The sequence below is a fragment of the Variovorax sp. P1_H12_2 genome (genome assembly GCF_056405335.1).
This window is the reverse complement of record NZ_JBFUCI010000008.1, coordinates 1-25277: the sequence shown is the minus strand read 5'-3', so window position 1 is coordinate 25277 and position 25277 is coordinate 1. Positions and strand designations below refer to the sequence as shown.

The 25277-nt window shown below is 68.5% G+C and carries 23 protein-coding genes; 6 read left to right on the top strand and 17 right to left on the bottom strand.

Annotation, left to right across the window (positions count from 1 at the left end; all coding sequences use genetic code 11):
• Positions 1-2 precede the first annotated feature (2 nt).
• The 6 genes from AC1D2K_RS02045 (at position 3) to gloA (ending at position 5388) form a co-directional block, all read left to right on the top strand.
• On the top strand, positions 3-545 hold the full coding sequence (locus tag AC1D2K_RS02045; RefSeq protein WP_478085910.1) for a PaaI family thioesterase: 543 nt from the start codon (positions 3-5) through the stop codon (positions 543-545).
• Positions 546-693: 148 nt separating this feature from the next.
• Positions 694-1743 carry an extracellular solute-binding protein gene (locus AC1D2K_RS02040; protein WP_478085908.1) on the top strand — a complete coding sequence of 350 codons (1050 nt, stop codon included), beginning with the start codon at positions 694-696 and terminating at the stop codon, positions 1741-1743.
• Positions 1740-3377 (top strand): ABC transporter permease, encoded by a 1638-nt coding sequence (locus AC1D2K_RS02035; RefSeq protein WP_478085906.1) that lies wholly within the window; start codon positions 1740-1742, stop codon positions 3375-3377. Before AC1D2K_RS02040 ends, AC1D2K_RS02035 begins: the two co-directional genes overlap by 4 nt.
• A 55-nt stretch (positions 3378-3432) precedes the next feature.
• A complete protein-coding gene (locus AC1D2K_RS02030) occupies positions 3433-4119 on the top strand; it encodes an ABC transporter ATP-binding protein (RefSeq protein ID WP_478085905.1) in 687 nt (228 codons plus the stop codon).
• 114 nt (positions 4120-4233) lie between these two features.
• On the top strand, positions 4234-4935 hold the full coding sequence (locus AC1D2K_RS02025; protein ID WP_478085903.1) for a glutathione S-transferase family protein: 702 nt from the start codon (positions 4234-4236) through the stop codon (positions 4933-4935).
• Positions 4936-4977: 42 nt separating this feature from the next.
• Positions 4978-5388, top strand: a complete 411-nt coding sequence (gloA, locus tag AC1D2K_RS02020) for a lactoylglutathione lyase (protein WP_478085902.1) — start codon at positions 4978-4980, stop codon at positions 5386-5388.
• Positions 5389-5431: 43 nt separating this feature from the next.
• Here the strand turns inward: gloA and AC1D2K_RS02015 are convergent, their stop codons facing one another.
• The 17 genes from AC1D2K_RS02015 to AC1D2K_RS01935 all read right to left on the bottom strand — a co-directional run.
• Positions 5432-6070, bottom strand: coding sequence for a hypothetical protein (locus AC1D2K_RS02015; RefSeq protein WP_478085900.1), 639 nt, complete (start codon positions 6068-6070; stop codon positions 5432-5434).
• 318 nt (positions 6071-6388) lie between these two features.
• A complete protein-coding gene (locus AC1D2K_RS02010) occupies positions 6389-6526 on the bottom strand; it encodes a hypothetical protein (protein WP_478085899.1) in 138 nt (45 codons plus the stop codon).
• A 14-nt stretch (positions 6527-6540) separates the two neighbouring features.
• Positions 6541-7179, bottom strand: coding sequence for a hypothetical protein (locus AC1D2K_RS02005; RefSeq protein ID WP_478085898.1), 639 nt, complete (start codon positions 7177-7179; stop codon positions 6541-6543).
• Entirely contained in the window at positions 7176-8258 is a 1083-nt protein-coding gene (locus tag AC1D2K_RS02000; protein ID WP_478085896.1) for a type VI secretion system protein TssA, read from the bottom strand. The genes AC1D2K_RS02005 and AC1D2K_RS02000 overlap by 4 nt, the downstream gene beginning before the upstream one ends.
• A gap of 25 nt (positions 8259-8283) precedes the next feature.
• Positions 8284-9450, bottom strand: a complete 1167-nt coding sequence (gene tssG, locus AC1D2K_RS01995; RefSeq protein ID WP_478085895.1) for a type VI secretion system baseplate subunit TssG — start codon at positions 9448-9450, stop codon at positions 8284-8286.
• 61 nt (positions 9451-9511) lie between these two features.
• On the bottom strand, positions 9512-11392 hold the full coding sequence (gene tssF / locus AC1D2K_RS01990) for a type VI secretion system baseplate subunit TssF (protein WP_478085894.1): 1881 nt from the start codon (positions 11390-11392) through the stop codon (positions 9512-9514).
• A 22-nt stretch (positions 11393-11414) separates the two neighbouring features.
• A complete protein-coding gene (gene tssE / locus AC1D2K_RS01985) occupies positions 11415-12068 on the bottom strand; it encodes a type VI secretion system baseplate subunit TssE (RefSeq protein ID WP_478085892.1) in 654 nt (217 codons plus the stop codon).
• Positions 12055-12933: a type VI secretion system accessory protein TagJ gene (locus AC1D2K_RS01980; protein ID WP_478085891.1), complete on the bottom strand. Its 879-nt coding sequence runs from the start codon at positions 12931-12933 to the stop codon at positions 12055-12057. The genes tssE and AC1D2K_RS01980 overlap by 14 nt, the downstream gene beginning before the upstream one ends.
• A gap of 27 nt (positions 12934-12960) precedes the next feature.
• Positions 12961-13764 carry a TagK domain-containing protein gene (locus tag AC1D2K_RS01975; protein WP_478085889.1) on the bottom strand — a complete coding sequence of 268 codons (804 nt, stop codon included), beginning with the start codon at positions 13762-13764 and terminating at the stop codon, positions 12961-12963.
• Entirely contained in the window at positions 13761-14501 is a 741-nt protein-coding gene (gene tagF / locus AC1D2K_RS01970) for a type VI secretion system-associated protein TagF (protein ID WP_478085887.1), read from the bottom strand. Before tagF ends, AC1D2K_RS01975 begins: the two co-directional genes overlap by 4 nt.
• 9 nt (positions 14502-14510) lie before the next feature.
• Entirely contained in the window at positions 14511-18701 is a 4191-nt protein-coding gene (gene tssM / locus AC1D2K_RS01965) for a type VI secretion system membrane subunit TssM (RefSeq protein WP_478085886.1), read from the bottom strand.
• Positions 18702-18721: 20 nt separating this feature from the next.
• Positions 18722-18979: a PAAR domain-containing protein gene (locus tag AC1D2K_RS01960; RefSeq protein WP_478085884.1), complete on the bottom strand. Its 258-nt coding sequence runs from the start codon at positions 18977-18979 to the stop codon at positions 18722-18724.
• A complete protein-coding gene (gene tssL / locus AC1D2K_RS01955; RefSeq protein ID WP_478085882.1) occupies positions 18976-20355 on the bottom strand; it encodes a type VI secretion system protein TssL, long form in 1380 nt (459 codons plus the stop codon). Before tssL ends, AC1D2K_RS01960 begins: the two co-directional genes overlap by 4 nt.
• Before the next feature lie 52 nt (positions 20356-20407).
• A complete protein-coding gene (locus tag AC1D2K_RS01950) occupies positions 20408-20902 on the bottom strand; it encodes a pentapeptide repeat-containing protein (protein ID WP_478085881.1) in 495 nt (164 codons plus the stop codon).
• Entirely contained in the window at positions 20899-21948 is a 1050-nt protein-coding gene (locus tag AC1D2K_RS01945; protein ID WP_478085879.1) for an SEL1-like repeat protein, read from the bottom strand. The genes AC1D2K_RS01950 and AC1D2K_RS01945 overlap by 4 nt, the downstream gene beginning before the upstream one ends.
• Positions 21949-22037: 89 nt before the next feature.
• Positions 22038-23597, bottom strand: a complete 1560-nt coding sequence (locus AC1D2K_RS01940; protein ID WP_478085877.1) for an SEL1-like repeat protein — start codon at positions 23595-23597, stop codon at positions 22038-22040.
• Positions 23598-23692: 95 nt separating this feature from the next.
• On the bottom strand, positions 23693-25277 hold a 1585-nt coding region (locus AC1D2K_RS01935; RefSeq protein WP_478085875.1), incomplete at its 5' end, for a phospholipase D-like domain-containing protein.

Genomic DNA, 25277 nt, shown 5'->3' with positions numbered 1-25277 from the left:
ACATGACATCGACCGATCAACTGGCGGCCTGGATCGCCGAGGAAGCCACGATTTCCGAACGGCTGGACGCGGGCCCGGGCCCCGGGGTCGCGCAGCGGGAGCAGATCGCCGGCAAGACCGGGCTGGAGATCATGGGGGCAATGCTGCGGGCCGAGATCCCGTATGCTCCGATTGCCAAGACGCTGTCCTTCCAGCTGATCGAGATCGGCCCGGGGCGCTCGGTGTTCCAGGGCAGGCCGCTGGCCGAACACCTGAATCCGCTCGGGACCATCCATGGCGGCTGGTTCGCCACCCTGCTCGATTCGGCGCTGGGCTGTGCCGTGCACACGATGCTGCCGGCCGGCCATGGCTACACCACGGCCGAGCTTGGCGTGAACCTCGTGAAGGCGCTGACGCCCAAGGTGCAGCGCGTGCGCGCCGAGGGCAAGGTGCTGCATTGCGGCCGCCAGCTGGCCACCGCCGAGGCCCGCCTCGTCGGTGCCGACGGCACCCTCTATGCGCACGCCACCACCACCTGCCTGGTGTTCGAACTGCCGAGCCGCTGAGAGCCCCTGCGCGCTCTGAGGTGGATACACCTTCGGCGGCGGTGGGACATTGCGCCGCCCCCGGGGGACGCCATTGATTATGATTCGCATTGACGCACGCGAGCCGCGCGCCGATGCCACTCGATCCACAGTCCCCTGGAGACGCCTCATGACCGCACGCCCTCGCGCGCCTGCCCGCGCGACCCTCGCGCTGGGCGCGACCGCCCTCGCCCTGCTGGCCGCCGCCCTGCCCGCCCACGCAGCCGGCGAACTCACGCTCTACACCACCCGCGAACCGGGCCTGATCCAGCCGCTGCTGACGGCCTTCAGCGCGCAGAACGACATCAAGGTCAACACCGTGTTCGTGAAGGACGGCCTGCTCGAGCGCGTCAAGGCCGAAGGCGCCCGCTCGCCGGCCGACGTGCTGATGACGGTCGACATCGGCAACCTGATCGACCTGGTCGACGGCGGCGTCACCCAGCCGGTGAAATCGGCCGCCCTCGAATCCGCCATTCCGTCCAACCTGCGCAGCGCCGACGGCCAGTGGTTCGGGCTGTCGATGCGCGCCCGGGTGCTGTATGCCGACAAGAGCCTGCCGCTCACCTCGTTCCACTATGAAGACCTCGCGAACCCGAAGTACAAGGGCAAGGTCTGCATCCGCTCGGGCCAGCATCCCTACAACGTGGCGCTGGTGTCGGCGCTGATCGCGCACGAGGGCGAGGCCAAGGCCGAGCAATGGCTGCGCGGCGTCAAGGCCAACCTGGGCCGCAAGGCCACCGGCGGCGACCGCGACGTGGCGCGCGACATCCTCGGCGGCATCTGCGACGTCGGCCTGGCCAACTCCTACTACGTCGGCCAGCTGAAGGGCGCCAAGGAAGGCACCGACGCGCGCAAGTGGGGCGACGCCATCAAGGTGATCAAGCCGACCTTCGTGCAGGGCGGCGGCACGCACGTCAACATCAGCGGCGCCTCGGTGGCGAAGCACGCGCCGCAGCGCGCCAACGCGGTCAAGCTGCTCGAGTTCCTGGTGTCGCCGTCGGCGCAGGTGCTCTATGCCGAAGCCAACTACGAATACCCGGTGCGCAAGGGCGTGGCGCTCGATCCGATCATTGCCTCCAGCATCGGCGAGCTCAAGGTCGACCCGCTGCCGATCGCCGAGGTCGCGAAGTACCGAAAGCAGGCCAGCGCGCTGGTCGACAAGGTCGCGTTCGACCAGTGACGCGGCTGCGGTCGGTCGGCCCGGTCTGGCGGACCGCTTCGGTGCTGATCGCACTCGGCRTGCTAGCGCCGGTGCTGAGTCTGCTGTGGCTCGCCTTCGGTTCGGGCCTGGGGCACTGGGGCCACCTGGCCCGGCACGTGCTGCCCCGGGCGGCGCTCGACACCGCGGTGCTGCTGGCCGGCGTCGGGCTGCTGGTGCTGGTGATCGGCACCGGCTGCGCATGGCTGGTGACCGCCTGCGACTTCCCCGGCCGCGGCGTCCTGCACTGGGCGCTGCTGCTGCCGCTGGCGATGCCCACCTACATCGTGGCCTTCGCCTACCTCGACCTGCTGCATCCGCTCGGTCCGGTGCAGGGCGCGATCCGATGGCTGCTGGGCTTCGACAGCCCGCGCCAGTTCCGCCTGCCCGACCTGCGCTCCATGCCCGGCGCGATCTTCGTGCTCGGCTTCGTGCTCTACCCTTATGTCTACATGACCGCACGCGCCATGTTCATGACCCAGCCCGCCCACCTGATGGAAGCCGCCCGCTCGCTCGGCGAGAGCCGCCTGGGCGCCTTCGTGCGGGTCGCGCTGCCGCTGGCCCGGCCGGCGCTGGCGGTCGGCCTCAGCCTGGCTTTGCTCGAAACGCTCAACGACATCGGCGCCTCCGAATTCCTCGGCATCCAGACGCTCACGGTCGCGGTCTACACGACCTGGATCACCCGCTCCGACCTCGCGGGCGCGGCGCAGATCGCCTCCGCCATGCTGTTCGTGGTGATCGCGCTGGTGCTGCTGGAGCGCCACGGCCGGCGCCACCAGCGCTTCGGCTCGGCGCAGCGCATGCGCGCCATCCAGCCGCGCCGGCTGCACGGCGCGGCGGCCTGGCTCGCCAGCGCCGCGGCCGCGCTGCCGGTGCTGGTCGGCTTCGCCGCGCCGGCGCTCTACCTGGTGTGGGAAACGGCGAAGCGGCTGCGCCTGGGCGGCGGGATTTCGGCCGGCCTGGTCTCCAGCCTCGTCAACACGATCGGCGTCGCCGCGGGCGTGACCGCGGTCGCGGTCGCTGCCGGCCTGGTCGTGGCCTGGGCGGTGCGCACGCAGGGCTCGATGCGCAACCGCGGGCGCTGGCAGGGCCGGATCGCCACGCTGGGCTATGCGGTGCCGGGCACCGTGCTCGCGATCGGTCTCCTGACGCCGGCGCTGGCCGCCGACGCCGCGCTGGCCTCGCTGATCGGCCATCCGGGCCTGCCGCTGATGKGCGCCGGCATCGTGCTGGTGGTGGCCTGCGCGATCCGCTTCCTGGCGATGCCGGTGGGCGGCATCGAGGCCGGCCTGGCACGCATCCCGCCGGCGCTCGAACAGGCGTCGCGCCTGCTCGGCGAGAACGCCAACGGCACGCTGCGCCGCGTCCACCTGCCGCTGCTGCGGCCCGCGATCGCGGCCAGCGCGCTGCTGGTGTTCGTCGATGCCATGAAGGAGCTGCCGGCCACCCTGCTGCTGCGGCCGGCCAACTTCGACACGCTCGCCACCTGGCTCTATGCGGAAGCCGCGCGCGGCACCTACGAGGAAGGCGCGATCGCGGCACTGGCGATCGTGGTCGCGGGGCTGCTGCCGGTGGTCTTGCTGGCACGCAGTGGATTTTCGGAGAGCGCAGCATGAGCCGCCGGGCCGTTCCCAAGGCGAATCCGAAGCGCTGCTGCGCGAAGGTATGCCAATGAGCGCCGCGCTGGAGATCGAAGACCTTCGCCTCGGCTACGAAGGCGCCCACGGCCTGCACACGGTGGTCGATGGCTTTTCCCTCTCGCTCGCCGCCGGCGACATCGGCTGCCTGCTCGGCCCCTCGGGCTGCGGCAAGACCACGGTGCTGCGCGCGATCGCCGGCTTCGAGCCGGTGCGCGCCGGCCGCATCCGCCTCGGCGACAGCCTGCTGTCGTCGGCCGAGGTGCACCTGCCGCCCGAGCGGCGTCGCGTCGGCATGATGTTCCAGGAGTACGCGCTGTTTCCGCATCTGAGCGCGGCACGCAACGTCGCCTTCGGCCTGCGCCGCTGGCCGCGCGCCGCGCAACGCGAGCGCGTGGCGGCGATGCTTGCGCTGGTCGGGCTTCCCAACGCGGGCGAGCGCCATCCGCACGAACTCTCGGGCGGCCAGCAGCAGCGCATCGCGCTGGCGCGCGCACTGGCGCCCGAGCCCGCGTTGCTGCTGCTCGACGAGCCCTTCTCCAACCTCGACGGCAGCACGCGCGAGCGCTTGACGGCCGAGGTGCGCGAGATCCTCAAGAGCGCCGGCCAGACCGCGGTGCTGGTGACGCACAACGAGGCCGAGGCGCACGCCATGGCCGACCGCATCGGCGTCATGCACGACGGCCGGCTGACCCACTGGTCCGCCAGCCGACGCGGCTAGCGACAGGGCGAGGCTGGCGACAGGTCGCTGTGCGGAGTGGGCTTTTTTAGACAAGGTCTTCATGGCCCGGAAGAATTCCCGCTTCCAGACCCACTCCGAACGAGAGAGAGCACCATGCCCCCCATCAAGCCGCTCACCCTGGTCAGCCACCTGCTCTGCCCCTACGTGCAGCGCGCCGCGATCGCCCTGCACGAGAAGGGCGTCGCCTTCGAACGCGTCKTCATCGACCTGGCCGACAAGCCGGACTGGTTCACCGCCATCTCGCCGCTCGGCAAGGTGCCGCTTCTGCGCGTGCCGCAGCCCGGCGGCGGCGAAGCGATCCTGTTCGAAAGCAATGTGATCTGCGAGTACCTCGAAGAAACGCAGTCCGGCGCGCGCCTGCACCCGGAAGACCCGCTCGCACGTGCCGAGTCCCGGGGCTGGATGGAGTTCGGCTCCGCGATCCTGGCCGACCTGTGGGGCTACGAGACCACGCGCGATGCCGAGGTGTTCGAGCAGAAACGCCTCGCGCTCGCGGGCAAGTTCGAACGCGTCGAGGCGGCGCTGAAGGACGGCCCGTACTTCGCGGGCGGAAGCTTCAGCCTGGTCGATGCCGTCTTCGCACCGGTCTTTCGCTACTTCGACGTCTTCGACGAGATCAGCGACTCGCGCGTCTTCGATGCGACGCCCCGGGTGCGCGACTGGCGCGCAGCGCTGGCGGTCCGCCCGAGCGTGCGCGCTGCCGTGGTGCCCGAGTACGCGCAGCACCTGCGGGACTTCCTGCGCCGGCATGACGCGCATCTGCTGACGCTGGCCGGCCCCACCGCGCGCGCCTGACGCGCGACAATGGTGAAACGACCACTCTTCGCGCCCCACGACATGCGACTTCTCCACACCATGCTGCGCGTTGGCAACCTCCAGCGCTCGATCGATTTCTACACCCAGGTGCTGGGCATGCAACTGCTGCGCACCTCCGAGAACCCCGAGTACAAGTACAGCCTCGCCTTCGTCGGCTACGAGGGCAACCCGGCGCAGGCCGAGATCGAGCTGACCTACAACTGGGACACCGACAGCTACGAGATGGGCACCGCCTACGGCCATATCGCCCTCGGCGTGCCCGATGCCTATGCGGCCTGCGAAAAGATCAAGGCGGCGGGCGGCAACGTCACGCGCGAGGCCGGGCCGGTCAAGGGCGGCAGCACCGTGATTGCCTTCGTGACGGATCCGGACGGCTACAAGATCGAACTGATCCAGCGCGCGGAAGGCGCGGCGGGCGGCGGGCTGCGCTGAGGCCCTTGGCGCCGCCCGGCGGCTGCCGGCCCGGGGCCGAGGCTCAGCCCATCGGCGCGGCCGTGGTCCACAGGCCGAGGTAGATGTCGGCTTTCTCGCGGGCGATGGCCGAGCCGCTGCGCTCGATCGACGCCGGCGACCTGCTCGCGAAGTCCGCGATCGACTGCGACAGGTTCCAGACCTCCGCACGGTCGATCAGCAACAGGCGGTCATGGAGAGACTTGGTGGCTGACAGGCGCACTTCGAGCGGCCGCGCAGCACGGTACTGCGTCTGCCAGCGGCGGACCGCGGGGCCGAGGCTGGACTTGACGCCCGCGCGATCGCCGAGGATGCGGATGCGCACGCCTTCGCGCGCGCAGACCGCGATGTCGGTCAGCGCGGTGGCGTTGACATAGGGGTCGACGATCAGGATCTCGTTGCGGGCGGCGCGCACCACTTTCGAGAGCTCGGCGAAGACTTCGAAAGGGGCGTGGCGCGCGATGAGCGCGCCGCCCTCGGCCGCCGCCGGACGGGCGGGCGATGGCGCGGCACGCTGCAGGCGCCGGTCCACGATCGAGGCGAGGCCACGGCGGCGCGGGGCGGGTGCGAAGGGACGACTGTCGCCGTTCAAGACGATCTGGATGGAACGCGTGCCGATCGTGAGGACGATGTCGGCGGGATGTCTATGATTCGAGGTAGCCATGAGGTGCGGTTTCCTTGCTAGGTTGCACGTTGTGGTTAGAGCCTCGTTGGTGTTGGTTGCACCTTCGGGGCTCGCCTTTTTGTCTCAGATGGATGTGATGAGTTCACGCATCCCGCCCTGAGGCGCGGCGGCTTTTCTTGGGCGCATCCATTTCACTTGGAATGGCGGGGAAGCGAAGCGAGGGCGTTCGGAACGCGCCAAGGGAAAAGTCCGAAAGTGCCGCCGGCGCTTCGGCTTCGATGGACGCAGCCGGCGCTGTTCGGGGGCCTGCGCACGAGGCATGCGAAAGGTGCCGCCTCGCCAAAGGAAAACTCCTTTTCACGCGCCCTTCTCATCGCCCGATGCATGACGAATCGGTCTGAACGACGGCCGATTCGTCGACAGATCGATTTCATGTACTTCGTGACAGGCCACCTGCTGGTCGGCCTCACGTTGTTCCTGATCGATGGCGTGCACGGGAGCACCGCTGATCAAAGGTCGCGCAACACGGGCTTGGTCGGTGCCGGCAAGATCCGCTTTCGGGGCCGGCCTGCCATCGGAACTTCAGCCGGCAGCGCATCGATCTCTTCGTCACTGAGTTCGACCGCAGGCGCTTCGGGCTCGAACGCGGGCCGAGGGCGTGGCAACGGCGTCTGCATCAGCTCGGGCGGCCGTGCGGACGTGGCTGGCGCCGATGCCACCGGCGATCGCGGCGCCGCACGCTGTGTATCGCCACTCGGCAGCGGCCCCTTCGCCGATTGTGCAGACATCACATGGAGCAACGCGCGGAACTCCTGGGCGCGGCGCTCCTCCTGGTCCGCCTGCCAGCGCCGCAGTTCCTCCGCTCGGGCCCGATCACGTTCGGCCTGCTGCCGTTCCTGAAACTCGAGCTCGATCTGGATGGCCTGGCGCACGGCCTGGGCGACGTCCGCGTTGCGTCCCGGCGCGTCCACCGGCTGCGGCCACCCTTGCGCCGATGCCGGCAGATCCCGCAGCGCCAGCCGGATCTGCTCGCCGAATGCGGCTCGAAGCCGGCGCACGCACCACCATGCCACCACCGAGGCCCCTGTCAGGACCGCCAGCAGGCACCCGAACCAGAGGATGGCCATGAACTGACCCCAATCACTCATGCTTGGGCTCCTTCGCCAGCTGTGTCATCGTCCAACTCCCATTTCTTCAGCAGGTCCAAGGGGATCGCGTCGGCCACCTCGTAGAAGCGCTTGCCTACCATGCGCTCGGCCTGCTTGAGCAGCACGGCCACGGGGCTGCTCGGCTCATGCGTTTCGAACCACTCGCGCGCCGAGCGGATGCGGCCCAGGATCTCGACGCGCGTCGCGGCGGCTTGGCCGGACCGCGACCAGGTCCCCGGATCGGTCGACGCCGAGGCATCCGCGCGCCAGCCTCCCTCGTGCGGCGCCGCCTGGATATTCGCCGACGTGTTCTCCAATGTGGCGGCGTTCGCCGTCTCCGGTGTGGCGAACATGTCCAGCAATCGAACCAGCGGCTGCAGCGAAGGCGCGTCTTCGCCCAGATTGCTCTTGCTCCAGGCATCGATCGCGCGCGCATGCTGCGCGGCTTGCGCAAGCAGCTTCACAGGCGCCTGTGCATCCCGCCCGGCGGCCGCATGCAGCGCAAGCAACTGCAGGCTCACCGACTCCGGGCTCTGCGCATCGGCGGGCCGCGGCACGGCAAAGGCCCGCTCGACATCGCGCACCGTCAGGCGCAAGGCGGTGCTGGTGGCGACCACGATCTCGCGCACGTCGCTCATCAATCCCTCGGGATCGACCAGCGCGGCCAGCGCGTTGGCACGCACCTCGGGGTCGGCCTGGCCCTCGATCACGAGTTGCGGGTGGATGGCGTCGGGCCAGGTGCGCAATGCCGCTTCCAGCATGGAAAGCACCTGTGCAAGCCCCGCGGCCTGGCTCTGGCGCGCGCGTGCGCGGCAGAGCCACACGAACAGGCCGATGTCCTTGGTCCGCAGCAGCAGGCGACGGCAGTCACGCTCGATCTCGGCCCAGTTGGGCGCATCGGAACTGCCGACGAACTTGCCGTACTGCGCTTCGCCGCGCGGCGTCATGCGCGACAGGAGCACCGCGTATTCGGCGTCATATTCCAGACTGGCGCCACAGGGCTGGCTGTTGCTGATCGGCTGCAGCCAGTCGGGGACCGCGGCCGCGGGCGAGCTCGAGGGATCGGAAGCGTGAATCATGGATCTGGATCGAAATGAAGTGAGCTCACTGAATGCTGGAGGGGCCATGGCAGGTACGCAGGCCGATGTATTCCTCCGGCTCGAACACCATGCCGACCGCGTAGTCGGGGCCGCCGACTCCCGGCCGGCCGTGCACGACGCCGAGCCCCGCGCCCTCCGAGCCGCCCAGCCAGGTCGACCAGCCGAGCTTCTCCTTGTCTTCGAGGCGCGCAGGCGGCGCGCTGTCGTTGCGCACGCGCAGTTCGATCTCCCAGACGAACTCGAAGCCGATGAAGCCGCGCACCCACTCGACCAGCATCGGAAGATCCTTGCCTTGCGGCGTAAAGCGAAGGTACTGCTCGAGGCTCAGGGGCCCGATCACCAACCGGAACTTGTTTTGGCGATCGGCCACCACCTCGCCGGCGATGGCGCCCAGGCCCATCACGCTCGACGTGCGCGGCACGCCCAGGTGGGTCTGGTCCTCGGCATCGATGCGGATCCAGTGCATCACGAATTCCTGCAGCTGCACCGGCACCGCGAAGAAGCGCGCCAGCGTGGACGCCAGGCCGTCGGGGTTGCGCGCTTCGCGGCTCAGGTGGGTGGAGGCGGCCAGGCGCGCGTGCGCAGGCAGTACCGAATCCCGGATCTCGAGCGGATCGTGGCCGGTCAGCCGCGCGATGTAGCGGCTGAAGGTCTCGTCGTCGGCACGGTCGAGTCCGGCCGCCGCCTGGCTCTGTGCCCAGGCCCGGTACATGTGCGTGAGAAAGCGGTGGTGGAAGATGTCGAGGAAGTCGGCCAGCGTGCTGTCGCGGTGGTTCTCGGTGCGGTCGCGCACGAGTTCGGTGTAGTGCAGCGGCAGCGGCCCGTTGGGCCCGAGCAGCCCGAGCCCGTACAACCGCACCATCGGCAGCGCCGGGTTGTTGCCGGTGCGCGCCGGCGCACTGCCGGTCCCCGGCGACGGCACGCTCGCGCCCGGCAGCGCCACCTCGGCGATCTCGCGCGGCGCGAAGCTCAGCGCCGCGGTCTGGCCGAGCCTGAAGCGCTCCTGCTGCGGGCGGCTGGCCCGCCCGATGGGCGGCAGCTCGGGATGCAGCGCGCCGAAGCGGCGCATCAGCACCGTGAAGCCGAACTTCCAAGGTGCCTGGCGCAGCCGCTCCAGCGTGGTCTGCAGGGCCGGGGCGCCAGCCGCCTCCGGCGGGCTCGGAGCGTTCATAAGGCAACCTCCGTGCTTCGCACTGCGGTGCGAGCCCCCTTCGGAGCGGCCGGGCGGGGGCTCATGCCACCCCTCGCCCGCCCATGCGCACCGGCCAGCGCGCGACGGTGCCCCGCTGCATCGACTCGAGCACGGTCTGGGTGAACACGTTGATGCTGACGTGCCGCGCAAGATAGTGCTCAAGCACCAGCCCGAACAGATAGGGGCTGGTGCCCGAGAAGCCCTGCTCGTCCACGCTCAGGATGCAGCGCACGCCGCGGCCGTAGATCAGCGGACCGGCGCCCGGCAGGCGCCGGGTGACGGGCTCGATGCGCGACCCCACCAGGCTTTCGATCTGGCGACGCTGCACGTCGTTGTCGATCGAGACGAACAGCCGCAGCATGTCGCGCAGCGCCTGCGCGCCCTCGCGGTGCGGCAGGTCGGCCAGCGGCAGGTGGTTGAAGCCGAGCTGGCGGATCAGCCGCCAGGCGATCTCGCGCTGCGCGAACGGCGACTTGGGCGTGCTCGGCGGCCGGATCAGCCCGACACCAACCACCGGGATCGACTCGGCCACGGCCAGGTCGGACTTGCCGTTGCGCGGCACCAGGCACGGCAGGTCGCGGTTGGTCAGCAGCGCCTTGACCGAGAGATAACGGATGGTGTCGGCATAGGGGGCCTCGTTCTGATCGACCAGCGAGATGAACACCTCGGTGCCGACGTAGGGCGTGCGCGTGCCGTACTTGCGCGAGGTGTCGGAGGCCAGGCGAGGCTCGCGGCGCACCGAGAAGTAGCGGCCATAGTTGCCCTCGTCCTCGTTGAGCGTCTGGTAGAGCGGCCGGAAGTCCATCGCGGCCGTGGTCTGCGCCTGCTGGCCCGCGATGCCCTTGACCGCGTAGACCTCGAAGTCGAGCGGGCGCGAGCGGTCGGGCACCAGGTGGAATTCCGGCTCCGCGGTGTTGAGTTCGATGCGGTCGGTGCGGCGCTCGAACAGATTGACCACCGGCGTGCAGAAAAGCGCGAACTGGCCGGCATCGACGAGCCCAGCCAGCGCGCCCGGCGGCCGGGTCAGCAGGATCAGCACCTCGGCCTCCTTGCCCGCCACGCGCGACAGGCCCGGGGCCAGTTGTGTCAGCGTGAAGAAGTAGAAGCGCTCCGGGCAGGCAAAGTACTCGTGCAGCAGATTGTGGCCGTGGAAGGTGTTCCATTCCAACGGCAGCAGGCCCTGCCCCGGATCGAGTCCCTCGTGCACCAGCGCACCCTCGGTCACGACGTGCGGCCGCTGCATCAATTGGCCCGGCACGCCGGTGAAGGTGGCGACCGCCGAGGTGTGCAGCAGTTCGAACAGGTGCGAAGCCACCTGCTCGTTGCCCTGCAGGTAGACCGGCAGGCGGTCGAGGCCCTTCAACGCATCGAAAGTGAGTTCGCCGACCGTGCGCAGGCGCAGGCGCAGCGCACCCGTCACCTGCACGTGGGGCGGTACGTAGCGCTCGAGCGCCGGGATGTCGGGCGGGGCGCCCGTGAGCCGGGCATCGACGATCTCGATCGGCCACAGCATCACGTCCTGGCTGGAGCGGAATTCGCAAGGCGTTTCCTCGCCCGGCGGCACCCGGGCGTGGAAAGCGGTATCGCGCGGCACCGCAAAGCCGCGCGTGAAATCGCCTTCGGTCACGCTCGGGTTCAGCTGCGCCACCGCCATCGACGGCGTCGGGCTCAGGTAGTTGGGGTACAGCACCTCGAGCAGCCGTTGCGTGAAGCGCGGGARCTCGGCATCGAGCTTGATCTGCATGCGCGCCGAAAGAAAACTGAACGATTCGATCAGCCGCTCCACGTACGGGTCGTCGACCTCCACGCCGTGCATGCCCAGCCGCCGGGCGATCTTCGGATGCGAAGCCGCGAACTCCGCGGCCGCCTCGCGCATGTAGACGAGCTCTTTGTTGTAGTAGTCGAGAAGGTCGGGGTCCATGGGGTTCCAGCAGGGCTGCGGTTCAGCCCGAGGCGCGCGACGAGGCGCGCAACGGCAGGGTGACGCTCATGCGGTTGGTTTCGAGGTCCACCGAGCTTTGGACCGTGAGCTCCAGCGGGTAGGGCTTGAGATTGATCATGGCGCGGATCTCGAACAGGAGGACGTTGTAGGACTCGGTCGCGCCCTCCTTCATCAGCGGCGAGACCTTGATGCTGCCGGGCAGCAGGCGCGGCTCGTAGTCGGTGATGGCGCGCCGGATGATCACTTCGATATCGGCCCACTTGCGCTCGGAGATATAGCTGCCGGCGAGCGGCGGCACGCCGAAGTTGACGGTCGAGGCCGCGGCCTCGGGGTGACGCGCGCGGTCGATCAGGTCTTCGGCGTTGCTGGTGTTGAGCAGGAAGGCCAGGTCGCGCTGGACGATGTCGCGCATCTGGGCGGGCGTGACGGTGTAGTCGGACGGCCGCTCGCCGGCGCGGCCGGGCGCATCGTCGCGCAGGCGATCGAAGAGCGTGGGCAGCAACTGCGCGTGGGTGCGCACTGCGCGCTCGTCGGGCGGGCGTGGAGAGCGACTGCCCGGATGGACCGGGTGCGTGCGGTGCGCGCCGCCGGCGCGAGGCAATGCGGGCGCGGGCGAGACCTCGGTGTCGGCGTCGGGGGCTTCAGCGTGCGGCATCGCCCTGCCCTCCCACGACACCGAAATCGCAATGACGCAGATCGAGCAAGGCCATGTCGCCGGCATCGGTGCTCCACATCTTCTGGCCGCGCGCCAGCACACCGGTGCGGCCGACATCGGACCAGACCGTCTCGCGCGCCATCAGCAGCGCATCGCGGTCGCCGGCATGGACCGGATAGCGCATCGGCAGGTAGGTCTTGAGCGGCGAGCCGTCGCGCAGCACCAGGTCGGCCTGGGACCAGACCAGGTCGAGCAGGCGCGCGGGGCCGGCCTTGGTGACGGACTTCAGGTCGTCGAAGGGCAGCCAGCGATAGGCACCGGCCAGGACCACCTCGCACACCGGCCCCAGGCGCGTGTCGGAATCCGAGATCCAGGCGAAGGAGGGTTGCAGGTTGCTCGCACCCGGCACGTCGGGTGCTTGTGCCAGCGCCGCCTCGCGGACCCGGTCGCCGCGCTCGATGGCCGCCGGGTCGCCACCGGTTGCCAGCTTCAAGGCCTCGGCCAGCCCTGCCACCGAAGCGGGCACCTGGCGCTCGCTGGCGATCAGCGTTGCAGGCTCGGCGCGACCCGCCAGGACATCCATGCGCTGATGCTCGGCCCGAATCAGCCCGCGCATCACATGCGCCGTGCTCTCGTGGTCACGCGAGAGGGTCGCCCACGTCTGCAATTGCTTGAGGGCACGCTCCCACTGCCCGAGCAGGCACAGCAGTTCGAACAGGAGCCAGCGGGCTTCCGAGGCCTGCGGCCTGGCGCGCACCTCGGCTTCGGCGCGAGACAGGGATTCGGACAGGGGGTGGGCCTGGGACCAGTCGCGGAAAGACTGGGAGGTGCCCGGCGCAGCGCGCGAAGAACTGGATGGATTCATGGAATGCGTGGTGGTCTTAGAAGTCAATCAAAGTGATGGCCTGTCGAGGTCGTCAAGACCCGCTGATTCGTTCGGCGCGACGACCTGGGTCGTTTTTGCCCGAGGTTCCCGCTGTTCCTCGAACGCCTTGCCAGCAGCTCGCGCGTCGAGCGTCGGCATGTGGCTGTCGGGCGACAGCGCGTGATGCTCGCGCCGTGTCAGGTTCGGGATGGCGGGCTGGCTGCCGTGCACCAGTTCCGGTGCAAAGAGGCGCAACACCTCCTGGGGCGCCTCGTCATCGAGCGGGATCGGCCGGCCCAGCGGATCGAAGCTGTCGAGCACCTTGTCGATGCCCGCGCGCGACTGCACGATGTCGCCCAACATGGGGTACTTCTCCCCGTCCCGGCTCAGCTCCTCCATGCTGGGTCCAGTCGGGCCCTCGGGCGCAGCTGCGCCCTCCCAATCGACACCCCCGGTGAGACGGGTCGGATCGCGCACCACGCGGGCGAATTCCGCGTGCAGGCCGTCGAGCAAGTCGAGCACCGACAGCTGCAGCGCGGTGGGGTCCGCGGCCGATGACGCCGGCGCCTGACCCTCCGCGGCGACATGCGCAAGGCGCGTGATGTCCAAAGGTGTTGCGGCAGGCCGTGGCGGCCGCTCACCCAGCAACTCGGCCAGGGGATCGGCCACAGGCCGCGGCAGGGCCCCGGCGATGTCGAGCACGCCGAAGGGAGCGTCGAAGGCTTGTGCCGGCCCCGAATTGCCGGACGGCGCGAGGTCGCGCAGATCGAAGGCTTCTTCCGCGGCACTTGCAGCCTCCTCTGTTTGAAGGGGTGATGAGGCGCTGTTCATGGCTCGATGCTCCAGAGGTCTGTCAACCGGTTCGCCGCGTGGACGAATCCGCCGTGGGCGTGCTGCAGCCAGAACACACAGTCCGCCTCGTCATGAAGCAGGCGGGCGGGCCAGTCGGCCCACGACAGGTGGTAGCGGGCGCCGCTCAGGTATTGCGCGGGGTCGTCTGGCGATGCGGGGCCGGCCGTGCTGTCGAGCAGCGCCATCGCGCGCAGGCACTCCGAGTCGGTGAGTTCGCGGCACCGACGGCGCGCGCCCAGCTCGCGCCAGCCCGGCGCGTGCAACCGCCACAACGCCTGCACCGAGCGCTCGAGTGGCCGCAACTCGGCCGCTCCGCGCTCCCCGGTGTGGCGCGCGACCGCCAGCGCCAGCCAGAACAGCCAGTCGCGCGGCTGCCGGGCATGGGCTTCGAAATGCCCGCGCATCCAGGCCGGATGCGCGCGCTGATACACGAGCAGCGCATGCCGGCGCCCCGCCCGGTCGGCCGAAGGCATGACCACACCGAGCACGAAGTGCGTTGGCGCGAAGGCCAGGGTGCCCGGAGGCAGCACGAAGGCGACCGGCAGCGCACTCTTCAGGTCGAGCGCCGCCATGTCGGCATGCCGGGCCAGCCAGGGTTGCCAGCCTTCGATCTCGCCGTGCCGCACGCCGCTGCGCACGAAGTCGGCATGGCCGCGCAGCTTGCCCCAGAGGGCAGGCGGCGAAACGAGAGCGTTCGCGATCAAGCGTTGCAGCATGGCGCCGGCTCAGGCAAAGCGGCCCGGGCAGCGGAAGCCCTTGAGCACATCGCTGTTGAGCGGATTGGGCTGGCTGCCCGAATGGATGTCGAGCAGCGCCTTGCGGCCGTCGAACTGGAACTCGACGCTCAGGCGTCCGGGCGTGGCGGTGTTGACGATGCGGCCTTTTTCGAGCAATCGGAACAAGGCCCAGGGCCCACGCGCCTGCACCGTCGACGTCGCCCCCGAAATGCGCGGATTGGCGGTCAGCTCGGCCGTCGAACCACCGCGCGGTCCGGGCCAGCTCACGGCAAAGGATTGCACCGGGCCATGCACATAGCGCAGGCCCTGGCCGTCGATGTCGATGATGAGATCGGTGACGCTGGGCTCCAGCTCCATCACCTTCAGCTCCATCTTCCAGGCGAACTTCTTGCCGGCCGCGTCGCGGAAGAACAGCTCGCGGATCTGGCGCGCACGGTAAAAGGCATCCAGGTTGGGGCCGCTCTGTGCGAGCAGCTTCAGCAACTCGCCGAGCAGGGTCGGGCCTGCGGTCGCGGGCTGCGGCGCAGTGCCGTTGGCCACGCCTTCGGCGCCGACCATCGCGTTGGCCATGTCGGGATGCTTGTAGCGCCAGGGCCGCACGCTGGTGTCGACGAAAGGCGCCAGGTACTTGGTGAAGAATTCGTCCGCCGCGCCGCCGGCCGCGAACACCTGCGAGAAGTCCTCGATCGAAGCGTCCTCCGCCACGGCCGCGAGCGGATAGCGGCCTTCGACGCCGCGCCGGCAGGGCTCGCTGACCTGCATCGCCATCAGGCCCATGATGCGGTCGAGCTGCGCCTGCGCCTGCTTGCGCAGGATGCCGGCCGAGCCCTCGGCCACCTTGCCGCCGCCGCTGTCGGCCAGTGCCGTCAGCACCTCCCGAAAAGGCGCCGGCAACTTGCCGGCCTCCAGCTTCAGTCGGGCGCCCACCTCGGCGCCACTGGGCGGCAGGCTGCCGGCCGTGAGCGCCGTGTCGGCCACCACCAGCGTGGTGTAGAACTCGTTGATCAGGCCCGAGATGGCTTCGAGCCCGGGCTTGGCGCTGCTGGCGCCGACGCCGGAGCTCAGCGCGATGTCGGGCTGCCCCGTGACCACCTCGCGCAGGGCGGCGAAGCGGTTGTCGACGATCTCGCGCTCCAGCCGCTCTTCGGCGCGGATGCCGAAGTTCTTGCCGATTTCGCGCGTCTTCTTGTCGAGCTCGTCGGCCGCCTTGTCGAGAAAGCTTCTCTCCTGCTGCGCCTGCACCACCAGCGGACGCGAGAGCGTGGTCTCGCGCGCCGCCGCGCGCGCCAGCCGCGACAGCGGCGAATCGGGCGCGGCCAGCTGGCGCAGCACGCTGAGGTCGAAACCCAGGCTGGTGCCGGTGACCTCGCTGCCGCCGACGGTGCGGATCGAATCGAGAAAGCGCTCCCATTCGCTCGCGTACTCGTTCAGGTACTGGCGGCGCACGTCCTCCAGCAAGGCGCTGTGGCGCAGCCTGTCTGCCGCCTMGTCCGCCGCGCCCTTCTTCAGGCTGTCCAATGCGAAGGCCGCATGGCCCTGCCCCATGACCCAAGCATCGTCGCCCAGCGCGCGCGCCACGAACTCAGGCAGGCGCTTGCTGAAGAGCTCGTGGTAGCCGTCGTAGGTGAACATGCCGGGCACGCCCTTCTCGAGCGGCTGGCCATCCGCGCGCGAGAACACCGTGCCCGCCTGCGGCCCCACGGCGCGCACAAGCGTGAACTCTTCGGGCGCCTGCTGCCGCATGGCCGCCTTGGCGCGCTCGTAGACGCGTTGCGTGGAGGTGTTGCTGTTCAGGAAGCTCTGCACCTGGCGCACCAGCGCCTCGTTCGGCAACGAAGCCGACTGCACCGGGCGCTGCCCCGAGAACAGGGCCTGCACATGGCCCACCATCGAGGCGCGGCCACCGAAGGCGGCGGCGCTCTCGGTGGTCTCCCAGTCCTTGAGCACCCAGTCGCGCACGTCGCGCGCGCCGCCGCTCATGAAGCGCTCCTTGTCGTGCAGCAGCTTGTAGACGCGCAGGGTTTCGTAGGCGCTCTTCGCGTCCTGGTCGCGCACGCTCTGCGCCAGAACGGCCTCCATGCGCTGCAGGATGGCCGGCACCAGCATGTGGTCCTGCAGCTGGGCATAGGTCTGGGACGAAGCCTCCAGCACCGGCGGCACGCTGTACAGGCCGTAGAGATGGCTGAGCGGCGGGTTGTCCACGTCCAGGCCCGGATGGCCCGGCAATTCGCGCGCGCCGTTGAGCACGTCGGGCACGCCGGTGGGCTTGAAGCTGGCGTACAGGGCGCGCACATGGCCCATCAGCGCCTGGGCCCGTTGGCCCACGGTCGCCAGGTAGTCCTTGTTGTGGCCGAAGCTCAGGGTCAGCGCACCGGCCAGCCACAGGAAGACCACCACCGCCAGCGCATGCCCCAGCAGGCGCAGCAAGCGGAAGCGGAACTCCCAGCGCAGGTTGGGGCGCACCAGATGCGCCTCGGGGATGATGACCTTGGTGAGCAGGTCTTGCAGGAAGAAGCCCTGCTTGCCGCGATCGGCATCGGTGACGATCGGCACGCTCGCGGCCGCCTTTGCAGACTGCGTCTCGGTGGACGATGCCTCGGCGTCTGGCGATGCGCCGCCCTGCTTGGCCCCTTCGGTCGAATCGGCTGCCGGCGGCGTTGCCATTGCCGATTCCGTCGCCTGCGCCTCCTTGTCCTTGCGCGGCGAGGCGCGGCCCGCTGGCTCCAGGCTTTGCCACAGGCGCTGCATCAGCGTGCTCTTGTCCGCGAAGACGGGTTCCAGGGCCTGCACGCCGCTCGTGAAGTACACGCCGCGCAGCGTGTTGTGCAGTTGGGTGGTGTCGTAGCGCGAATCCAGGAAGATCTCGTCGATCGCCTCGACCAGGGGTTGGATCAGGCCCTGCAACTCCTGCGGCAGGCCCAGCAGCCGATGGCGGCGCTCGATGTCGTATTCCTCGTTCAGCCGGGGCCGCAGTCCTTCATGGAGGCGGCCCACGAGAAGACCGAACTCGGCGTCGAGTTTCGTGCGCAGGGCGTCGCGTCGGGCGGCGAAGTCGGCAGCCGAGTTCTGCGGCCTGCCCTTGAGCCCCTCATAGGGCAGAGTGAAGCCCCAGGTCTGGGCGCGACCTTCGCTGGTGAGCGACTGGAAGTACTCCGAGAAGCCGCTCAGCAGGTCGGCCTTGGTGACGACCACGTACACCGGAAAGCGGATGCCCAGTTCCTGGCGCAGCTCGGCCAGCCGGTCGCGCACCATGCCGGCGTGTTGCCGGCGCTCGATGTCGGTCCTGCGCAGCAGCTCGGCCGTGTTGAGCGCCACGATCGCACCGTTGATCGGCGCGCGCGTGCGGTGCTTGCGCAGCAGGCCGAGAAAACCGCGCCACTCGATGGTGTTGGCGGCGTCGCTGTCCTGCGTGGTGTAGCGGCCCGCGGTGTCGATCAGCACCGCCTCGTTGCTGAGCCACCAGTCGCAGTTCAGCGTGCCGGCGCCGGATGCGAAAGCCGCGCTGCCCGAGGGCCCGCTCATCTTGCGCGGCAACGGAAACTGCAGGCCCGAGTTCAGCAGCGCAGTGGTCTTGCCGGCGTCGGGACTGCCGACGATCATGTACCAGGGCAGGTCGTACAGGTAGCGCTTGCCTTCGAAGAGACGACGCAGTCCACCGGTGCCCCGCAGGTTCCTGAGCTGCGCGAGCGCTCCCTGGACCACGCTGGTGACGCTCTTGAGCTGCTCCTTGGTGTCCTGCCGGAGCTTCTCTTTCTCGGACTTGGCGGTGAAGAACTTGGCGATCGCCCCCGGGTCCGCCTTGACGGCCTGCCACAGCTTGTAGAGCCAGTAGACCGCGCAGAGCCCCACGATCACGCCGATCACCGTCGCGCGCACCCACACGGGCTGGAGCGGTCGCGCCGTGCCCAGCGAGAGCAGCGGCCCGGCATGCCAGGTGAGCAGGCACAGGGCCGCCACGCCTGCGAGGCTGACCGGCGCGGAAGCCAACCACAGGATCGCGAAGGCCAGCAGCAGCACCAGAAGGCTGACGCGCACGCCGACCCCTGCCAGCGGCCGCAGGCCGTCCACCGCGATCAGCGGGCCGACGAACCAGATCGCTAGGCCCAGCACCACCAGAGCGATGAAGGCCAGCATGGCGCGGGAAAAAAAGAAGGCGAGAAAGGATCTGAGGTATTGCATGAGAACTTGTCCTGGGTGGCTCAGCCGACCGTCTGGTCGACGGAGCCGATCAGCACCGAGCCGCAGGCCGTGCGGTGCCCTTCGAGCGCCACCGGCCGGCCGCCGATGTCGTGGCCCGGCTCGCCTTCGACGATCTTGTTGACGCCGTGCAGCGGGCAGTCCACTTCGTCGCCCAGCCGGGCGACGGGCCTGTCCTGCACGGTGTGGTCGGCGGCGCCGGAGATCACCTTGCCGCCATGGGTGGTGGCGTCGCCCACCACGATCACGCGCCGACTCATGGCTTCGCTCCAGCGTCGCTGCCGGGCGGCGCGCGGCCGCTCGTCGGCGCGGGCGCATCGCCCTGCGTCACCACGAWGTCCACGCGCCGGTTGCGCGCACGCCCTGGCGCCGTGGCGTTGTCGGCCATCGGCTGCGTGTCGCCCCTGCCCTCCACTACCAGGCGGTCGAGGGCCACGCCGCGGCTCTTGAGCACCTCCGCCACGGCGGCGGCGCGCTGCTCGCTGAGCGCCTGGTTGTCGGGAAACTGGCGCGTCCTGATCGGCCGGTTGTCCGAGTGCCCCGTGATGCGCACGGTGCCCGAGACCTCGTTGATCTCGCTGGCCACCTTGGCGATCGTGGGCAGCAGCCTGGCGTTGACCCGCGCCTGGCCCGGCACGAACATGTCGTCGCCCTTGAAGCTGACCGCGCTGTGCGCGTCGTCTTCTTCCACGCTCACGCTGCCGCGCGCGATCTCGGGCGCCAGCAGCTCCTTCAGCCGCAGCGACCTGTGCGCGGGCGCCGGTGGCGGGGGTGGCGGACGCAGCGCGCCGATGGCGCGGATGCTGGCCTCGACCTCGGTGCTGCTGTGCACGAGCTGGTACTTGTACCAGGCGTACTGCCCCAGCAGCCCCAGCGACAGCAGCGACACCGTGACCCACACCGGCACCGTGCGCAGCAGCCGGAACCTGCCCGCGCCCACACCCTTCCAGTGCGGAGACAGCGCGCGCGGTACGTCGCCGCGTGCGCGCATGACGATGTCGTAGAGACGATGGCGGATGGTTTCGAGCTGGCGCGGGCCGTTGGTGGCCGAGTGGTAGCGGCCCTCGAAGCCCAGGGCCAGGATGAAGAACAACAGGTCGAGAAGATCGATGTGCTCCTGCGGCGAGGCCGCCAGCCGGCCGATGAGGAGGAAGACCTTTTCTCCGCCCTTGTGGTCGTCGTGGAATTTCTGCGCCAGTTGCTGTTTGGCCCAGACACCGGTGCTGCCGCCCACTCCGCCGCCCCAGGCGGTGCGATTGGCGGCTTCGTCGATGGCGGTGCACAGCGCATAGCTGGCCGCCACCACGTGCTCGTTCCGGATCTGGGCATTGCTGCACACCATCTGGAAGGTGGTGACTTCGCGCACCAGCAGACGGTGCAGCACGTCGACCCGGTCGGCGGCGAGTTCCCTGGGCATATCGCAGAGCGCGCGCAGCAAGGGCTGCGCGGCTTCGAGCAAGGGGTTTTGCGCGGCCTTGACGGCGGCAAGGCGGGCGTCCTGGGGAGGTTCGGGCGCCAGTTGGATGACTTGGGGCCCGGCCTGCGACGAGGCCTTCGCGCCAGGGAGGTCGCCATCGCCACCTTGCGCAGCTTCGCCGCCGATGGCGGGCGAGCCGAATTCTTCATTTACGTTCATGGAAAACCAGAGAAGAGAGAGAGGACGGAATGCAGGGGAGAGGAAACACCCTTCAATTGATTCGTGCGTGGGTGAGTTCCATGTCCTCGAATTGACTCCCCGTGAAGTCGACACCGTCGCCGTGCAGGTCGCGGGCGCGCACCCGTCTTCCCCTGCAGTCCAGCAAGCGCACCTGGGACCAGCGGCTGGTATCGAAGTTCAGGTCGGTCCACTGACACCGATCGAAGGTGCATTGACTGAAGGTGCTGCCCCTGAACTGCAATTGCGAGAAGCTGCAGTCGACAAAGGCACAGCCGTTGATGACGATGCGCTGCAGGTCGCACTGGCTGAACGAGCAGCCCGTGAACCGACACGAAGTCCAGTTCGCGCCGCGGAAAGTGATGGAAGCGAAGCTGCTGCCGCTGAATCGGCTGGCGTCGAAGGTGATCAGGTCGAGGTCGAGGCCAGCGTAGGCATTGCCATCGCTTTGGCTCGCGACGCCGGCTGGCGCGCCGCCAGTGCCGTTGCGCCACTCCTGGTGGTCGAGAATGATCTTCTGTGCGCTCATGACATTTCTCCGTTCGAACTTCTGTCTTCCGTGCTGATGACTTCGTCCTGAAGCGGTGCGGACCGCAGGGGCCGCACGTAGCCTTCGGGGATGTGGGCGCGCCCGACCCGGTGGGCGCCGGGCGTGGACTGCACCACCGGCTTGACGACCACGGTCTTGGCGGCGTCGATCAGGCTCTTGCGCTTGCCGTCCCAGAAGGGCAGATCGGCCGGCGGCAGCGGGAGGACCTTGTCGAGGTTGGGGAAGCGCAGATCCGGGTTCAGTTCGAGGGCATCACCCAGAACGCTATAGCGCTTGGCGCGAGCGCGGTCGATCAGATTGCCGGTGAGGGGCCCAACCTGAGTGAAGGCAGAGGACAGGCCATTGGCCGCATCACCGCTGCCGAACTTGACGCCTTCATGGTAGATCGACAGGGCCCGGGCATTGTCTTCGTCGAGCGCGGCATCTGCTCCCTCCGTTGTCAGAGCCAGTTGGTAGGCGGCATCGCCACTGCCTTGCGCGAAGGCACACTCCAACATCTTGAGGCCCACCTTGCGATTGGCCCAAACGCCCATCTGCTCGCTGTCATAAACCGCAACCAACTTCTTCCCGATATAGGTCTGCGCCGCGGGGCTGCCCATGTCTGCCGCCAGTTGCCAGAAGCCGTAGGCTCGATCGGTGTCCGGTTTGACCCCAATGCCGCTTTGGTGGTACGTGCCCATCATGTCGAAGGCCGCGGGCACGCCCTGATTCATCAGGCCTTCGATCAGGAGCACTGCACGCTCGGTGTCGCGTGGCACACCCAGGCCGCGCTTGTAGAGGTTCGCGAGATTCATCGCCGCCTTCCAGTGCCCCAGGGCAGCGGCCTGCTCCCACAACTGCACCGCCAGCTTGTAGTCGCGGTCATCGAACCACAGCTCGTAGCTCGTGGCAGTCAAGCCCTGCTGGAACAGACGATCGGCCTCGTCCGTGATCGGCGGCAGCTTGGCTGCTTCGTGCACGCACGTGAAGTCGTCGCGATACGGATTGAAGGCCTTGAGGTTCATGTTGCGCGGCAGATCGTTCATGGCGCAAGCGGTCACGGCCACACAGGCCTGCAGCGCAACGAAGGCCGCGATCGGTCGAGGGATGACGAGTCGAAGCAACTTCAAGGCAATCACCCCAGCGTCACGTGCACATGCCCCGAGCGATCCGCCCGGTTGGCCTCACCGCGCCAATACCAGCGCAGATCCCTGGCCTGCACCGTCAACCCGCCCGCCTCGTGCAGCGCGGCCGGCACAGGGAACGCCTGCCCGCGCTCGACATAGGCTTGCCGCCAGTGGCTGTAGAACACCGCGCGCTGCGGGTGCCCTTCCTTCAGGCGTGCCGACCAGATGCCGGTCTGCGGACAGGGTGCCGTGCCGCTGCAGCTCAGAGGCGCCTCCGGCCCCGGCACATAGCGCGCCCGGCCTTGCGACACATACGGGTGAACCGGTGGCTGCGTGGGCGGAACCGGAATGCCCGCGTAATGCCATTCGACTTGCCGCGAGTCCTCCGCGAACAGGCCCATGGCCTCTCGGAAGTCGTCGAAGATCTCGCCGCGCGCGTAGCGCTGCGGCAGCTGCGCACTGTTCCAGACCGCGAGGTCCTCGCCCTGCTGTGCGCGCACCTGGGGCCGCCAGTAGCCGCTGAAGTACGCGCGGGTGGTCGCCGGTGTGTCGACGCTCGCGCTGGTGCCCATGACCTCGGCCTGGAGTGGCACAGGTTGCCGGGGCAGCACATGGCCTTCGGGGATGTGGGCGCGCCCGACCCGGTCGGCGCCGGGCGTGGACTGCACCACCGGCTTGACGACCACGGTCTTGGCGGCGTCGATCAGGCTGTTGCGCTTGCCGTCCCAGAAGGGCAGATCGGCCGGCGGCAGCGGGAGCACCTTGTCGAGGTTGGGGAAGCGAAGGTCGGGGTTGTGCTCGAGGGCTTCGTAAAGGGTGCTGTACCGATCAGCGCGAGCGCGATCGATGAGATTGCCAGTCAGAGGGCGTTGGAGGCCAAAGCTGACAGACAAGGCGCGAGCGCTATCTCGACTGCCGAACTTAGCGCCTTCGTGGTAGACCAATAGTGCGCGGGCGTAGTTTTTGTCTCCAAGACTCAGCGTTTGCCCCAACCTATACGCTGCATCTCCATACCCTTGTGCGAATGCGCATTCCAGCATCTTGCGCGCCACCGCGCGGTTGGCCCACACGCCCATCTGCTCGCTGTTGTATGCAGCGTCCAGCCTCTTGCCGATATAGGTCTGTGCCGAAGCGTTACCCATGTCCGCCGCCAGTTGCCAGAACCCGTAGGCCCGATCGACGTCCGGTATTACTCCGATGCCGCTCTGGTGATAAGTGCCCATCATGTCGAAAGCGGCCGGCACGCCCTGCTTCATCAAGCCTTCGATCAAGAGGACTGCTTGCTCGGTGTCGCGTGACACACCCAGGCCTCGCTTGTACAAATCCGCGAGATTCATCGCCGCCTTCCAGTGCCCCAGCGCAGCGGCCTGCTCCCACAACTGTGCCGCCAGCTTGTAGTCGCGGTCATCGGGCCACAGCTCGTAGCTCGTGGCGGTCAAGCCCTGCTGGAACAGACGATCGGCTTCGTCCGCAATCGGCGGCAGCTTGGCCGCTTCGTGTACGCAAGTGAAGGCGGCACGGTGCGGGTTGAAGGCCTTCAGGCGCATGTTGCGAGGTAGGTCGTTCATGGCACAAGCGGTCATAGTCAGGGTAAAGAAAGCCAGCAGCACAGCGAATGCCGCGAGCGGTCGGAGAAGGAGACGCTGGAGCAGCTTCAAGGCAGTCAACCCAATCGGATGTTGCTCGTGCGTTTGTCGTGGAAAGCGACGAGAAAGCAAGTCAGTTGGAGGCCGTTTTCTTTGTTCCACAGGTTGTTGTTCGCCTCTTCCTGCCAGCGTTGAAACGTCAGAGCCATCACCTTCTGATCCGTCGCCACCCCGCCCGCGAACTGACCCTGCGTGTGCTGCCCCCACACCCGCTCTCTCAGCCCCCTGGCCGTGGCCGCGTCATCGCTGGCGATATTGATCTCGCTGTCCACCGCGAAGCTGCGCACATTCAGGTTCGCGCTGCCCAGCGTGAACATGCTGTCGTCGATGATCATCAGCTTGCTGTGGATGTAGATCTCGCGGTAGCGCATGGCGTGCGCCATGTCGATCTCCTTCTGGCGTGGGCGAGGCTTCGTCGGCGGCATGCTGTTGGCGGCGCTGCCCGCCCCCTGAGATTTCTTGAAGTCCTTCATCGCACGTTCGTACACGGCCTGCGCCCGATCGACCGTGTCGAAGACCGGGAACTTGCTCCGGGACCATTCCGGGTCCCAGGTCCACAGGCTCGCCACCAGGCTGCGCATGCCGTACTGGCTTTCCAGCTCCTGGCGCACGGCCTCGGCATCCTTGCCGCCGCCCGCGTCCTTGTAGGTCTGGGCGAGCTCCGACAGTGGCTTCGGCGGCGGGATGGCGAAGGGATACCTTTCTCGCGCCTTCTGCACAGCGTCGTAGTGCGTGGCGTCGAAGCGGGCGATCTCCGCATCCAGCGCCTTCGACTGGTTGGGCATCGACGCGCCATGGCCCAGTTCGGTCACGGTGTCGTGCGTGCGCGGCACCATCTGCGCGCGCTCCGGCGTAGGGATCACGGCCATCACGTGCAGCTTGGGCACCTCCGCCGGGTCCATCCTGGCCGCCTTGCAGCCCTTGACGTACTCGTCGCGCTGCGCCTTCAGATGGCTGACCCAGGCCGCGTTCTGGAAGTACTGGTTCTCCACGTAGACGTAGTGGCGCGCGAAGCTGCCGGCCTGGCTGTACAGCCGTTGAATGGATTTCTCGCTGCCCTCGCCCGCGGGAAGGGTGCGCGCGATCAACGCCCGATGGCGCGGGGTCGCGAGGTTTTGCGTCAGGTTCTTCGGCGGGGCCTCGAAGTCGCAGCTGCGGCTCAGGTTGCGGCCCGCGCCCTTGCCGCGGGCTTCGGCCTTGTTCCACGCGTCGGTGAAGTTCTTGCATACCGCCACCAGCACCTCGCCTTCGACGCGGCAGGCATAGTCCTGGAAAGGTTTGAGGCCGGGCTCCTCGTCGTTGGCGCCTTCCCAGCTCTCGCCGCGCTGGGGTTCGTGGAAGGCGTGTTTGGTCGTGTCCCAATAGTCGGTGACCGAGTTCAGCCCCATGACGTAGCCGCAGGGCTTGGCGCCTTCGTAGTCGATGACGATGGTCTTCTGGTGATGGGTCGCCAGGTATTCCATGCCCAGGCGCTCGATGGCGCCCAGGCTCCAGCTGCCCGACTCTCCCTTCAGGCTGGCCACCACGTCCTGATGCACGCCGCCGCGCGTGCGCAGCGACACGCCTGCCATCTGGCCGGCCACCACCCGGCGATACCAGTTC